This window comes from Paenibacillus sp. OAE614, assembly GCF_040546645.1.
In the GTDB taxonomy this organism is placed as follows: Bacteria; Bacillota; Bacilli; order Paenibacillales; family Paenibacillaceae; genus Paenibacillus_AQ; species Paenibacillus_AQ favisporus.
This window is the reverse complement of the sequence record NZ_JBEPOD010000001.1, coordinates 5,869,194-5,882,447: the sequence shown is the minus strand read 5'-3', so window position 1 is coordinate 5,882,447 and position 13,254 is coordinate 5,869,194. Positions and strand designations below refer to the sequence as shown.

Genomic DNA, 13,254 nt, shown 5'->3' with positions numbered 1-13,254 from the left:
ACAAATAAGTACGTGTGTTGGAAAACCCACAAAAACGGTTTTTTACTGGTTGTATAACCCAAACCGCTTAGATAAGATTAGCACAGACAGTGTTGCTTTTACTACACTGTTGGGTCAATCGTTGGTTCAAAGTAAAGGCTTCTTATCCAACATTTGACGTTAGTTTAGCACATAAACCAAGGGAGGACGATGGAGATGGCAAACAATACTGGAAGTAAATATGCAGGCAAGAATGTAGTGATCACAGGAGGCAGCAGCGGGATCGGCCTCGTAACAGCACAGCTGCTGGCGGATGAAGGAGCGCGTGTTCTGATCACTGGTCGTAACCAGGATAAGCTTGACACAGCTCGTGAAAAAATTGGCAGCAACGCGGTCGCAGTGCTGAGCGACGCCGCGTCTTTAACGGATATCGATAAATTGGCTGAACGGGTAAAGGTTGAATTTGGAACGATCGATGCCTTGTTCATAAACGCCGGCATCACGCATTTTATCCCCTTCGAGTCGGTGACCGAGGAAGTGTACGACGAGTTATTTACAATCAACGCCAAAGGCCCGTACTTCACCGTGCAGAGACTGACCCCGTTGCTAAACGCAGGAAGCAGCGTGGTGTTCACCACCTCGATCGCGAACGCAGTGGGTATCCCGATGCTTAATGCTTATGGGGCCAGTAAAGCAGCGCTTCGCTCCATGACGCGCAGTCTGGCCCGTGAGCTGTTGCCGAAGCAGATTCGCGTCAACGCGGTCAGCCCCGGCCCTATTGACACCGGCATCATGGAGAAGTCGATGCCGAAGGAAGCTGCAGAACAGACCAAGGCACAGATGAGTCAGCAGATCCCCATGCTGCGTTTCGGTGACCCCCTCGAGGTTGCCAAAGCAGCCGCATTCCTTGCGTTCGACGCGACTTACACAACCGGAGCCGAAATTCCCGTGGACGGAGGCGGCTCTCAGATCTAAGTTCGTGTCCAAGCTCGCAGCTGGATAAACATGTTGTACCTGATCAGAGCATGCCACTAGTTTTTGGATTGAACAGAGGAAGGAAGAAACCACATGACAACACCATGGACAGAAGACCACATGCCAGATCAGACCGGTCGAGTGGCCATTGTAACCGGATCAAACAGCGGGATTGGTTGGGAAGCAGCACGGGTGCTAGCCACCAAAGGGGCGACGGTTATTATGGCCTGCCGCAGTATCGCTAACGCCAACACGGCCGCTGACCAGATTAAAGCACTTAAGCCGTCGGGCAAGGTCGTAGTCATGAAGCTCGATTTGGGTGATCTGGAGTCCGTCCACGCTTTTGCGGCTGCCTTTCGCCAGCACTACGATCGGCTGGATCTCCTGATCAACAACGCCGGTGTGGCGAAGCCGCCTTACGGGAAGACAGCGCAGGGCTTCGAGCAGCAGTTTGGGATCAATCACCTGGGGCACTTCGCGCTGACCGGTTTGATGCTGGATATGCTCGACGCGACGCCGGGCGCACGCATTGTAACCGTAAGCAGTTTGTCGCATCGGTCGGGAGTGATTCGCTTTGATGATCTGAACTGGGAGCGGAATTACCATCCAGCGCGCGCCTACGCTCAGAGCAAGCTGGCGAATCTGCTGTTCACCTATGAGTTGCAGCGCAGGCTTGTTGCAGCAGGCCAATCAACGCTGGCAGTAGCTTCGCATCCGGGCTGGTCAGCGACCAATGCGCTGCGGCATTCCAGCATGATGCGGAGCCTGAATCCGATTTTTGCGCAGTCCCCGAAAATGGGTGTTTTGCCGACCCTTTATGCAGCCACTGCGCCAGGCGTCCGAGGTGGTGATTACTACGGGCCAACGAGTCTCGAATTGCGCGGCTACCCCAAGAAGGTCGTTTCGAGTACGAGCTCGCATGACGAAGCCGTTGCGCGGCGGTTGTGGACGGTTTCCGAGGAGCTGACACAAGTGAAGTATATACTTATGTAAAAACACGATTTGCTAAAACAAACGGGAGGGGATATCCAATTGGAGAATTTAGATACGTCAAGCAAAGATGTGAACAATCAGACATCCAGCCCTGCTACTATGCGGGCGATCCGCCTCCACGACTACGGCGAACCGGCTGATGTCCTGCGCATGGAACAGGTCGAGATCCCTTCCCCAGGCCCGGGACGCATTCGTGTAACGGTGCGAGCTTGCGGACTGAATCCGGTTGACTGGGTCTTGTGCAAAGGGTTATATCCTGGTAAGCTGCCCCGCGGTATCGGGCTGGAAGTGTCCGGGATTGTGGAAGCGGTCGGTGAGGGGGTTACCGATGTCGTTATCGGTGACGCCGTCCTGGGCTCCGCCGACTTTGTCGGCGCCCCAAGCGCCGGCGCAGCGGATCGGGCGATCATGGACTATTGGATCCGCATCCCTGCAGGACTCGAGTTCGTGCAAGCTGCGGCGCTTCCAATGGCAGTCACCATTGCATACAACCATCTTAAAACACTTGGTGTTAAGTCGGGCCACACCCTGCTGGTGCACGGAGCAGGCACAATGATGGGCTTCGCTGCCGTCCAGATCGCCCTCATGGACGGCGCTAACGTGATCGCTACCGCCGGTGACACTTACGCCGACCGGCTCCGTTCGATGGGAGCGGCGGTGACCTCTTACGGTGACGGAATGGTCGAGCGGGTAACCGAGCTCGCCAGACAGCCGGTGGACCTGGTTCTGGACACCGCTCCGGTCAGCGGCATATTGCCCGACCTTATCCGGATCGCCGGTGGTGATCCCCGCCGTGTTCTAACCATCAGCGACTTCGGCGCAGCTGCCAAACTCGGCGTCCGCGCCAGCAGCGGAGAAGACCAGACCTTACGCTATGATGTTCTCGGCGAGTTCGCCCAGTTAGCTGCAGACGGCAAGTTCACCGTTCCGGTCGCCCAGACTTTCGCCCTTGAGGACTGGCGTAGAGCACTCGACATCAGCCAGAGCGGACATGCCCGTGGCAAACTGATCCTCCTGCCTGCCGGCGACTGATGTGGAGAAGATCGGGACAAAGGACATCCATTGAATGGCCTGAGCGGCATTTTCATTTCTGAATATAAGCGCGGAAAGCTCGTCCGCATGAAAGGACAGGATCAGGGCAGAGCTTATCCCCCATAACCATCCGATTTCCAGGCAAAAGTTCGAGCTTTCCATAAAATCCTTCCTGTCGTGATTTTGCCAGCTGGCGGACAGTTTAGGGGCAACCGTATAAGATAATGCGGCCGTAACGATGGCAGGCAGGTATACGATGATCGAGGCCAGCAGACGGACGCTTTTCAACGCTTCCTGCTGTACTCCGGATACGGCCGCATGATTGCAAAGGGAACCTTTGAAGAAATCACGCGACCCAGTGACAAGCATCCGCATAGCGCTGTGGCCAGGCTGCAGCCTGGAGATCTGATCGGCTACGAGCTGAAAGGAGACACCGATCACTTCTCGATCGTCGTCGGGCAGGACGCCAACGGCTACCCTCTTGTGAACTCGCATACGGCGGACCGGTACCGTGTCCCTTTCGATTTGGGCTGGGATCGAACGACGAAGTATATTTTGATTCATGTTAGGGGCTAGAGGGGCGGGATGCTTACTGGCGCCGAGGATTAGGCGAATGATATGGTGAATAATGAACCGGAAGGCCTTATTGGGGCTTTCCGGTTTTTTTGCGGCAAAATAAGCATGTGGGAAGTACCGCAGCCTTATTCAGGATTGTTGCTATAATTGAGAAAATAAGCAAATGGGCGGGGGGACAACTAATGGATCATAAAATTCCTTTGTTTATCGTAACAGGTGCAAGTGGGTCAGGGAAAACATATGTCGTTAAGGAGCTACGGAGAATGATGCCTGACTTTGATATTTTTGACCCTGATGATCTTGTTGAATTTCTTGGGCATGATTGGGAGAAAATTCGAAATATTTGGCTTCGGGTTGCACGAAATATCGCTCAAAGTGGACGCATGACTATCATATGCGGAACCATGATGCCTTGGGATATTGAAAAATGTGCGGACTATCCTTTTTTTAAGCATGTATATTACCTGAACCTACATTGTGATGAAGAAACTCGCGAGAAACGTCTACGTGAAAGGAATTGGTCAGAGGAAGAGATCCAAAACCACAAAAACTTTGCTAAACGATTGCTTGAAATTGCTGATGAGGTCTATGACCCGCCTATGCCTACTATTGATACAACGGATACTGATGTAACCGAAGTTGCTTCTCGGATAAAAGAGTGGGTTCTACAATACGCTTGAAGTAAGTAACGGACAGTTTAGTTATATCTGTTAAGTACCATTTTGTCCCATTTGGAAGTGGTATACAATAGGTTGTACTAGCCCAATCAAGGAGAGTGTAAACCTAATGATATACGGCAGTACAAAATGTGCAATTGAATATGCCCAACGTGGTGCCATTGATGAGTGGATTCAGTTATTTCTTAGAAATGACGGAGACAATGTTGCATTGGCAGACGGGTTATTGGAGGAGAAGAGATACTATATCGGTCCTGTCATAACGGATATATCGGAGTTTGGAATTGAAGAGGGAGCTCCATCATATCTGACTAAGGAGAATGATATAGCATGGTTTTTCCATGTCGTCGATAAAATGAAGGACGCATACGGTGATTGGGATTTTCCGCCGCTAATTGTCTTTTATTCCGCTGGCAAATATGAAATCGCTGATGGGCGTCACCGCAATGAAGCATTTCGACAAATGAAAATAAAACAAGTACCGGTTATTTTTTGGACCGATACTGAGGAAGACTTTCGTTATATGATCGAGCATAATTCATCTATGGGAATGAACCTTGGATGACTCGCTAACGGAGAACGATAGCTCTATAAGAAAGAAGAGACGGCAGCCGGTAAAGAGGCTGCTGTTTTCTCAGCTAATGGACAGGACAGCGCAACAAAGTTCGAGAATACAGGTAACTGAGGAGGCCTTCATTGATTGGCTTAATTTAACGAATAGGAGAGTTAAAATGGATCATGCATTGTCAAATAAGTGGTGGAAATTAGTTTTTAGAATCGTTAAAGACCTTGATGAAGGAAATGTTCCATATAGCTTCGATGCTTCAACTTCACTTTTTGTACATGGTATTGAAGATTTTGAAATGGATGATCTAGATATTATGATTCAGTGGGATTCCTTTGAGATTGCCCACAAGTTATTTCAAAAATATAATCCTAGCCCAATAAATAAAGGCGGGTTTTGGCAATTCAATTTCTTTGTTGACGGAATGGAAGTACATATTATGTCTTCAGAACAAATAACTTGTCTTGAGAAAGATAGAGAACGTACAGCGATCCAAAAGGAAAACAGGACCATATGGTCCAAATCAATTCTTTTTTATCGTCGACATACAAAGAATCCCCATCTAATTGAATTAATTGATGATTTCCTTAACGCAAAGAATAACTGAGATTAATATTATTACGCGAACGTGCAACGATAAATCAATGAAGACCTTCAATGGCAGCAGGAATTTTGCTGCTAAAATGATCATAGCCATTTCAAAAGGAGTAATGAAATCTGAAATGGTACAGCTTACATTGGGGGTTAGTTCCATGCTTATTTCTAAGATTAACCCAGCAGATTAACTATAGATCAAATTACCAAAGTGGTGTTTGGTTATGGTAAGTACACCGATGACGGAGCTGCGAATGGAGATTGCATATTTGTTTTTGGTGGGTCGTATTTATCAAGAGCGGTAAAGGCGGCTGGATTGTTTAAGAATGGTCGAGCCCCTTATATTTTGTTTACTGGTGGAGATAAATTTGGACAAATAAATCCACCAGAGGCAATTGTCCTGCAGGACGAGGCAAGAAGACTGGGCGTGCCTAATGAATCAATTTTAATAGAGACACAGTCTAATCATACGAAAGAAAATATACTGTGTTCACTCACCGTTCTTGATCGAGCAATCGGCTTAGAAAACATCAATCGGTTGTTGTTAGTTAGTTCGCCTGGGCACATGCGTAGATGCCTCCTGATGTTAAAAACATTTATGCCACCATGGTATCAATATGTGTGGTGCCCTGATGATCGAGTTATAGGGCAGGCTAACAACTGGTGGCAGGATGAGCAGGAAGTTATTAGGGTCAGAGCTGAACTGCATAAAGTCATCAACGGTGTGAAAGGGAAATATTTCGTAGACGACGACGTGGAGTTAGATCGTTGATTATTTTGAAGCCACCTAAACGAGCGAGAATTTTACTAACTTAAACGTTAATGTAACTAAATGAAGAAGCGGTTTGCCGGCGGCAGCTGCTTCTTTTATTTATTAAGCCAACGGGAGATTAGATGAGCAATCTGCAAGAAACAATCCGAACTGAAATGCCCTAAAATTAGTTTAAGTAGAAGACAACCCACCTGTGAACAAATTTGATTTGAAAGGAATGAAAAGCGAAATGGGAAATCTAGTTGTGCATATGTTCATGACCTTGGATGGCATAGTCCAATCTCCCGGGTCGCCCAATGAAGATCGTGAAGGCGGTTTCGGCTACGGCGGGTGGCAGGAACCGTTTCGGGATCCGGTGACAGGACAACGGATCGCGGCTGGTTATGCGAGCCTCGACGCTATGTTGATCGGGCGTAAAACGTACGAAATTTTTGCGTCGTACTGGCCGCAAGCGCCTGACACCAACCCGTTCACCAAGCTGATGAACGAGAAACCGAAATATGTCGCATCCCGGACATTGACCAACGTCGATTGGAATAATACAAAACTGCTCGACGCGGATGTGACCACAAGTGTGCCTTTGTTGAAGGAGCGTTACAAGGAGGTGCATGTCGTCGGCAGCAGCGACCTGGTCCAGACATTGTTGCGTCACGAGCTGATTGACAGAATGAACATCTGGCAGTTTCCAGTAATACTCGGAGAGGGAAAACGATTCTTCGGCGATGGAACGATACCGACGAATCTGGAATTACTTGAATCCAGAGCGTTCTCCAAAGGCACGGTTCTATTGCGCTACGCGCTTGCGGGAAAACCGTCTTTTGGCAGCATGGCTTGAGATGATACACAAAGGAGTGAGGTTATGAAATTTCTGCTCACATCTGCAGGCATCAATAATAAAAGCATACAGGACGCGCTGGTTGACATGTTGGGCAAACCCATTGCCGAGTCTAGCGCCCTGTGCATTCCCACCGCAATGTACGGACACCCTTGGGTGGGCCCAGGTGTGAAAGCCTGGCAGTTCATCAGCGGGAATTCCGAGAATCCCTTGGTCGACCTGGGCTGGAAGTCCGTCGGAGTGCTGGAGCTCACAGCGCTGCCAAGCATCGCCGAAGACCGCTGGGTGCCGCTGGTCCGGGAGACGGACGTACTGCTGGTGGCGGGCGGCGACGCCCTCTACCTTTGCCACTGGATGCGGCAATCCGGGCTGGCAGACCTCTTGCCGTCGCTGCACGCAGTCTATGTGGGAATGAGTGCGGGGAGCATGGTGATGGCCCCTAACATTGGGGAGGACTTCGTTGGCTGGACTCCACCCAACGGTGGTGATGAAACGCTGGGACTGGTTGATTTTGCCATGTTTCCGCACCTGGATCACGAGATGCTGCCGGGCAACACCATGGCTGCTGCTGAGAGATGGGCCGCCGGGATTCAAGGGCCAGCCTATGCGATGGATGACCAGACCGCCATCAAAGTGATTGACGGAGCAGTTGAAGTTGTCTCCGAAGGGCATTGGAAACTGTTCTCACCCTGATCCTTCATTAAATTAAATTTGTATTCGGTCAGGCCAGGACTGTGCACATTAGCAATCCATGAGAAACCTGACATGCTGTTGGATGATAAAATGCAGACATAAAGGAGGCTGCATATGGAACGTGTAATCTTGATGATGAATGTGCGAGAAAACCAGGGAGGGGAGTCAGTCGCATGGCAAAGATCGTTTTCGCATTGAACCAGTCTCTGGACGGATTCGTCGACCACGACCACCCGGCATTTCAGCCCGACCCCGTGCTATTCCGTCATTTCATCGACGACGTAAGCGGCCTGGCGGGCTGCTTGTACGGGCGCCGCATGTACGAGACCATGCGGTATTGGGACGGAGACCATTTTGAATGGGATGCGCCGGAACGGGAATACGCAGCGGCGTGGCAAAGCAAACCGAAGTGGGTGGTGTCGAGAACGTTAAAGTCCGTCGGTCCGAACGCTTCTCTGATCGAGGGCGACCTCGCAGCGGCCATACGTGGGCTGAAGGCTCAGCATGAAGGGGAGATTGAAGTTGCCGGGCCGGAGTTGGCCCACAGTCTAACGGAGCTCGGTCTCGTTGATGAGTATCGACTCTATCTCCATCCAGTCGTGCTGGGTCGCGGCAAGCCGTTCTTCGCGGGTCCGCGTCCGCCGCTGCGCCTCGTGGCAAGCGATCGAATTGGCGAGAAGGTGATCAGGTTGACCTACGTTCCAGCTTAGTTGTGCGGTTGGCCCAGCGGCCTAAAGGGCACGTTACTTTAATAGGGATTCTCCGGCTGTAGAGGCAGTCAGAGGATCCTTTATTCTTTAAAATTTGTTCAGTTATGCGAAATGACATAGTTATTCAAGGAATTGACGATTGACCTTACGAGAAACGATAGTTCAATCTGTAAGGAGCATTTCGCTACGGTGAAGTGCTCCTTACATTTTTTTTGTTCAACAACCTATAGGTTAGCAAAGAGGTGTGGGATTCCAAAGTTTCTAGATACAATGACGGAAAATTCCTTGGTTAGCGCGACAGGACCTTTAACTGGCTCGATATCGTTCCAAGGTGAAAAGCTTCGTGAATCAGAGTGAAGTTTAACAACTCGCCTGGGGTGCTGAATTGGAACGGCCCCAAGGAAAACGGAGCAGAAAGCTTCTCGCCCAGCATTTCAGGTGTCAGATCAGATATGCGGGACAGCTGCGCTGTTAACATTTCGACCAACTCTTCCTTCGATGGAGGATCAAACGTCCAGTCCAAAGGTTTTGTTCCTGTGTTAAACAGCGCTTCATACGAGTCCGGTATGGCCGCGGGGGAGCCAAAAATGAAAGGAGAATACTTATCCATCCAATAAATCATATGGCCGAGATTCCAACGGATTGTATTGTTGAAACCTGCCGCTTGAATGTCGAACAATTCCTCAGGGATAGCTGTTACCTGCTGCAGCACCAATTGACGTCCGGTTTTTGCCGTGTTGATAATCATTTCAGACACGTCGATTTCCTCCTTTGTAATGAGAACGCTTGATATGTTCCTAGTGTAGGTCTCATGGAGCCTACCATCAATGCAGTGGGCATTACCGAAACGTTAAGTATGAGTTAACGATTATTCATTGACAGTCAAATAAGATGGCGTGACAATAATCATTGAATATTCATTCAGCCATGCAATGTGAGAGCGGGGTAGTCATGGAGTTAAAACAGCTACAGTATTTTATGGCGATTTGTGTGGAGCTTCACTTCACGAGAGCAGCCGAAAAGATGGGAGTCAGCCCACCCAACATCAGCCAGCAGATCAGGAGATTGGAAGAAGAGTTAGGGGTGCTATTATTCGATCGCGTGGGGAAAAAAATAGTACTAACTGAAGCCGGAGCGATTCTTCAACAACATGCTGCTGCCATGTTCGGGCATCTACAACAAGCGACCGACGCTATTGTTGATTTGAAACATATGCAAGGCGGATCGTTATCCATCGGCGTTTTGCCCGGTGACGCGGAATTCATGTTTAAAGCCTTTATACTGAACTTCCATCAGACCTATCCCACCATCTCACTGTCCCTTCTGGAAACCATGAAAATAACAGAACAAGTTCTGGACCGAAGCATCGATTTTGGCGTGACTGTTGGCCCTGTTATCGATACACGTATCACGTCTATTCCCCTGTATCACGAGGAGTTCTCATTGGCTGTAAGCAAGAATGATCCTCTTGCCACGGAATGCTTCATCCCCTTAAACAAACTGCAGACCTTGAAGATGGTCATGTTCCCGCCTGATCATCAATACCGGATGCTGATTGACCGCTTTTGCATGGACCAAGGGTTTACTTTGCAGCCGCATATGGTGACGACAACGTTATCCTCCCTCCTCCAGATGGTGCAGAGCGGAGTTGGCTCTTGCATTCTGCCGAAAATGCTGCTGGACAATCTTCACAATTCAGACATCAAAGTCTTGGACCTGAGGCATCCTACGCCATCTCAGGACTTTTGTCTGATTTACCGCAAAGACAGATATGTCGGATACGCCATGCGCACGTTCATCAAGACTTTGAGAGCCTACATTGAGACCGCTATCAATGATTCGAAGTCCTAATGCAGCATAGGGTTTGACCTGATCCGGCCTACGATTAATTACAGCTAAGAGAGCTGGGTCCTATAAGTAAGGAATCATCATATTTCACAAAATAGCAGCTCCTGTGTCCGTAAGACTGCGGAACGAAACAGCATTTTCTGGTCAGCAGTATGTGGGCGGGCGAAATGTGGGATTAAGAGAATGTTTTTGTGATTTATTTCCAATCACTCACAACAAAACCGGTACAAGCGTCGTCAATACTAAAGAATGGAAAATAGTCTCTGAGGAGCGTGGACAACAGTTGCTTAAAAAGATGGCTGTTACTCTTATATTTACGACGATTGTATTCAGTACAAACGTGGCGGAGCAATCTCAAGCTGCCAGTGCGACCGCTATGCAGGCGCAGACAGGCGATCAACTGTACCCGATTGAAGTTAACGGAAAATACGGTTTCATCAACGGCAAAGGCAAGGAGATTATCGAGCCGTTGTACGACGGATACGGATATTCAGGAGTATCCGGGGGGAAGGTGTATGTCGAGGACCATGCGGCTAAAAAGCAATATTACTTCAGTTCGGCGGGCAGCGAGCTGTTCGAATACAAGCTGAGAGGTGCCAGCGTTCTTTTTAATGACCGTGCGCTGTATACGACGCAGGTTCAGAACGCTGACGGAGGTACGGCAACACGGTACGGATATATAGACAGCCATGGCAAGGTGAGCATACAGCCCATCTACGCCAGGGCGTCTAATTTCTCCGAAGGTCTGGCTCGGGTCAATGTGGGCAAAGCAGCGGGGTACATCAACACGGAGGGCGAGCTGGTCATTCCGTACCGGTATAGCTCGACGTCCGATTTCTCCGAAGGTATGGCGGCCGTAATGCTTGCGTACGGCGGCAAATACGGCTATATCGACACCACCGGCAAGCTCCGCATTACACCCCGGTATGATCACGCCATGCCGTTTTCCAACGGGGCGGCAGTAGTTTACGTGAACGGAAAATACGGGTACATCGACAAAAACGGCAATTACCTGCTAACACCGCAGTTCAGCATGGCGCAGCCGTTCTCAGAAGGACTGGCTTTTGTCGAGCGTAATGGAGTCACCTTCTATATCAACAAGAAGGGCACCAAAGTCATCCAGGGCATTAGAGCCGGAGGTTTGTTCAAGGGCGGCCTGGCTCCGGCCAGCCAGGGGCAGAGGTACGGCTATATCAATACATCCGGCCGTTTTGTGATCAAGTCGAAATTTTATTGGGCTGACGATTTTAACGGCGAATTGGCTGTGATCAGTTTGCTCGTTCCGAATTCGCGCGAGGAAATCAGAGGGTACGTGAACCGCAGCGGAGCGATCGTCTGGCCGCCGGCTTCCGAACTTCCGAAGGAGGGACGATGAGATGAAAATGAAACAGTTCTATATGTTCACTCTGGCGGTGCTGCTCACTGTCGGAGTTCCCGTTTGGTCGGGCGGGACCGCGTGGGAGGCTGGGGCGGCAGCGTCAACAGCCGCCAATGTGTCACCTGCCGCCGAAAACAATATTGCGACCGTGCCGGCATCATCGGCTCAGCCAGCGGCCATTCAAGCGGATGCTGTTCAGCGGGTCCAAATGAGTCACGCCGATCTGTCGTGGGTGCCGCTGTTCGCCTCGCGCGCAGCAGATCAAAGCGCTATTGCGAAGACGGCGGGCTTCGTTAACCGGCTGCTTAAGGGCGCAAAGCCGTCGACGGAGCAGTTGGTCGGAGAGGACGCCTTTTTCGCCACTAGTGTCGATGTCATGCTAACCGACGGGACCGATATCTACTTGCAATTCAAGGATTCGAAGCACGTTCTCATCCATATCGGCGAAGATAAATATATCGCAACGGATGCCACAGCCTTCAAAGAGTTTTACGAATTGCTGGCGGTATCCCCGCAGACCGATGTAAGCACGCTCAAGCCGACCATTGGACAGACGGTTCGTATTAAGGGCAGTGACGCGAGTAACTATGAAGGAACGGTTCGGATCTTCGTCGAGACTTCCGGCTCATCCGGCGGCTATATGACAGCAAAGGGCGTGGATTATCCATCCCAAAGAGCACTGCTCGTCCATACCGCGCCTTACTCTGAAGCACGGTACGATTTTCAATTCACGATGCCGGCCTACGGCGAGGCGATTGACGGTACCTTCAAGCCGATCGTACCTGGCACTTATGACCTCTACATCGACACCGGCTCGAGAAGAACCATACGCAGCGTTATGGTCGCTCCTCCAGCCGCTCCTACGCTGGCCATCAACGGTGTCACGGTGAACGATCCGGCGCTTGCGCCGATCGTCTCGAACGGCGTCATGCTGCTGCCGATGCGCGCGCTTGCGGAGTCGTTCGGCTGGTATGTAAGATGGGACGCACCGTATAAAGCCGCCTTCGTTTCAACACAGCCTGATACGCAGGGAATCAACCCAGGAAAAGGCGGAGCGTTGTCGCTATGGGTGAACGGCAAGAAGCTTACCGGCACGAACGCCAAACCGGTGATTGTGAAGGATCGCATTTATTTGCCGCTGCGCGCGACGGCGGAAGCGTTCGGTTTCCAGCTGACGTGGACGCCAAGCGTTCGCGGCGCGCTGCTCGTATTCAGGCCGCAGTTACTCGATGAAGGCGCGTATGCGGGAGAAGCGAAGAAGTTGGCCGCTGCGAAGCTGCTCAACGGCTATGTCAACGCCATGAATGGTCGCGACGCCGCTGCGCTCGGCCGGCTGTTCGTGAAGAACGACACACCGGCGCAGTCGTTCGAGATTATCGGCCAGCGACTTATTACGGGCGTCCGCTCCGTGACGTTCGAAGACCGTCCCGGCGGCGCACTGCTGGCGTATGTGACGTTCAGTTACCTGTTCGATCAGCACGGCAATAAGTCGGGCACTCCAGGAATCGTGTTCATACAGGAAAATGGCGTGTGGAAAATCTCGGACGTCGACTGAGGGAACAATAGTTCAAAACAACAAACAGCAGCCGGCAAGTAATTGGCTGTTGTTTTTGTTAAGCTAACGGGC

The 13,254-nt window shown here is 50.6% G+C and carries 14 protein-coding genes and 1 pseudogene; 14 read left to right on the top strand and 1 reads right to left on the bottom strand.

The annotated features are described in order from the left end of the window. Positions 1 to 195: 195 nt before the first annotated feature. The 11 genes and pseudogenes from ABIE48_RS27020 (at position 196) to ABIE48_RS26970 (ending at position 8,401) form a co-directional block, all read left to right on the top strand. Complete coding sequence (locus ABIE48_RS27020) at positions 196 to 954, top strand: glucose 1-dehydrogenase (RefSeq protein WP_145028404.1); 759 nt, start codon at positions 196 to 198, stop codon at positions 952 to 954. A 93-nt stretch (positions 955 to 1,047) separates the two neighbouring features. Next, the gene (locus ABIE48_RS27015) at positions 1,048 to 1,947 is read left to right on the top strand and encodes an oxidoreductase (protein ID WP_192717160.1); all 900 of its coding nucleotides are present in this window, start codon (positions 1,048 to 1,050) and stop codon (positions 1,945 to 1,947) included. Between the two features lie 39 nt (positions 1,948 to 1,986). Continuing rightward, positions 1,987 to 2,979, top strand: a complete 993-nt coding sequence (locus ABIE48_RS27010) for an NADP-dependent oxidoreductase (RefSeq protein WP_354520006.1) — start codon at positions 1,987 to 1,989, stop codon at positions 2,977 to 2,979. Between the two features lie 270 nt (positions 2,980 to 3,249). Next, positions 3,250 to 3,555: pseudogene (locus ABIE48_RS27005) on the top strand (amidase domain-containing protein); the annotation flags it as partial. A 182-nt stretch (positions 3,556 to 3,737) separates the two neighbouring features. Further along, positions 3,738 to 4,235 (top strand): AAA family ATPase, encoded by a 498-nt coding sequence (locus tag ABIE48_RS27000; RefSeq protein WP_192717159.1) that lies wholly within the window; start codon positions 3,738 to 3,740, stop codon positions 4,233 to 4,235. A gap of 106 nt (positions 4,236 to 4,341) precedes the next feature. Then, a complete protein-coding gene (locus ABIE48_RS26995) occupies positions 4,342 to 4,797 on the top strand; it encodes a ParB N-terminal domain-containing protein (RefSeq protein ID WP_192717158.1) in 456 nt (151 codons plus the stop codon). Between the two features lie 166 nt (positions 4,798 to 4,963). Further along, entirely contained in the window at positions 4,964 to 5,404 is a 441-nt protein-coding gene (locus tag ABIE48_RS26990) for a C2 domain-containing protein (protein ID WP_192717157.1), read from the top strand. 303 nt (positions 5,405 to 5,707) lie between these two features. Further along, positions 5,708 to 6,163 carry a YdcF family protein gene (locus ABIE48_RS26985; protein ID WP_354520003.1) on the top strand — a complete coding sequence of 152 codons (456 nt, stop codon included), beginning with the start codon at positions 5,708 to 5,710 and terminating at the stop codon, positions 6,161 to 6,163. A gap of 229 nt (positions 6,164 to 6,392) precedes the next feature. Continuing rightward, positions 6,393 to 6,998 carry a dihydrofolate reductase family protein gene (locus ABIE48_RS26980; RefSeq protein ID WP_192717156.1) on the top strand — a complete coding sequence of 202 codons (606 nt, stop codon included), beginning with the start codon at positions 6,393 to 6,395 and terminating at the stop codon, positions 6,996 to 6,998. A 24-nt stretch (positions 6,999 to 7,022) separates the two neighbouring features. Next, a complete protein-coding gene (locus ABIE48_RS26975) occupies positions 7,023 to 7,691 on the top strand; it encodes a Type 1 glutamine amidotransferase-like domain-containing protein (RefSeq protein ID WP_192717155.1) in 669 nt (222 codons plus the stop codon). A 173-nt stretch (positions 7,692 to 7,864) separates the two neighbouring features. After that, a complete protein-coding gene (locus tag ABIE48_RS26970; RefSeq protein ID WP_192717154.1) occupies positions 7,865 to 8,401 on the top strand; it encodes a dihydrofolate reductase family protein in 537 nt (178 codons plus the stop codon). A gap of 289 nt (positions 8,402 to 8,690) precedes the next feature. Here ABIE48_RS26970 and ABIE48_RS26965 read toward each other — a convergent pair whose 3' ends face one another. Then, positions 8,691 to 9,158, bottom strand: coding sequence for a DinB family protein (locus ABIE48_RS26965; protein WP_192717153.1), 468 nt, complete (start codon positions 9,156 to 9,158; stop codon positions 8,691 to 8,693). Positions 9,159 to 9,352: 194 nt separating this feature from the next. Here ABIE48_RS26965 and ABIE48_RS26960 point away from each other — a divergent pair, with 194 nt between their 5' ends. The 3 genes from ABIE48_RS26960 (at position 9,353) to ABIE48_RS26950 (ending at position 13,182) form a co-directional block, all read left to right on the top strand. Then, positions 9,353 to 10,252: a LysR family transcriptional regulator gene (locus ABIE48_RS26960; RefSeq protein ID WP_192717152.1), complete on the top strand. Its 900-nt coding sequence runs from the start codon at positions 9,353 to 9,355 to the stop codon at positions 10,250 to 10,252. A 280-nt stretch (positions 10,253 to 10,532) separates the two neighbouring features. Further along, a complete protein-coding gene (locus tag ABIE48_RS26955) occupies positions 10,533 to 11,624 on the top strand; it encodes a WG repeat-containing protein (protein ID WP_354520000.1) in 1,092 nt (363 codons plus the stop codon). A gap of 1 nt (position 11,625) precedes the next feature. Then, complete coding sequence (locus tag ABIE48_RS26950) at positions 11,626 to 13,182, top strand: copper amine oxidase N-terminal domain-containing protein (protein ID WP_192717150.1); 1,557 nt, start codon at positions 11,626 to 11,628, stop codon at positions 13,180 to 13,182. Positions 13,183 to 13,254: the final 72 nt, after the last annotated feature.

What these genes read in the sequence shown, in the direction of transcription:
- ABIE48_RS26970 (WP_192717154.1), top strand. Translation starts at nt 7,865, where the DNA reads ATGGCAAAGATCGTTTTCGCATTGAACCAGTCTCTGGACGGATTCGTC.
- ABIE48_RS26980 (WP_192717156.1), top strand. Translation starts at nt 6,393, where the DNA reads ATGGGAAATCTAGTTGTGCATATGTTCATGACCTTGGATGGCATAGTC.
- ABIE48_RS27000 (WP_192717159.1), top strand. Translation starts at nt 3,738, where the DNA reads ATGGATCATAAAATTCCTTTGTTTATCGTAACAGGTGCAAGTGGGTCA.
- ABIE48_RS26990 (WP_192717157.1), top strand. Translation starts at nt 4,964, where the DNA reads ATGGATCATGCATTGTCAAATAAGTGGTGGAAATTAGTTTTTAGAATC.
- ABIE48_RS26960 (WP_192717152.1), top strand. Translation starts at nt 9,353, where the DNA reads ATGGAGTTAAAACAGCTACAGTATTTTATGGCGATTTGTGTGGAGCTT.
- ABIE48_RS27015 (WP_192717160.1), top strand. Translation starts at nt 1,048, where the DNA reads ATGACAACACCATGGACAGAAGACCACATGCCAGATCAGACCGGTCGA.
- ABIE48_RS26995 (WP_192717158.1), top strand. Translation starts at nt 4,342, where the DNA reads ATGATATACGGCAGTACAAAATGTGCAATTGAATATGCCCAACGTGGT.
- ABIE48_RS26975 (WP_192717155.1), top strand. Translation starts at nt 7,023, where the DNA reads ATGAAATTTCTGCTCACATCTGCAGGCATCAATAATAAAAGCATACAG.
- ABIE48_RS27020 (WP_145028404.1), top strand. Translation starts at nt 196, where the DNA reads ATGGCAAACAATACTGGAAGTAAATATGCAGGCAAGAATGTAGTGATC.
- ABIE48_RS26950 (WP_192717150.1), top strand. Translation starts at nt 11,626, where the DNA reads ATGAAAATGAAACAGTTCTATATGTTCACTCTGGCGGTGCTGCTCACT.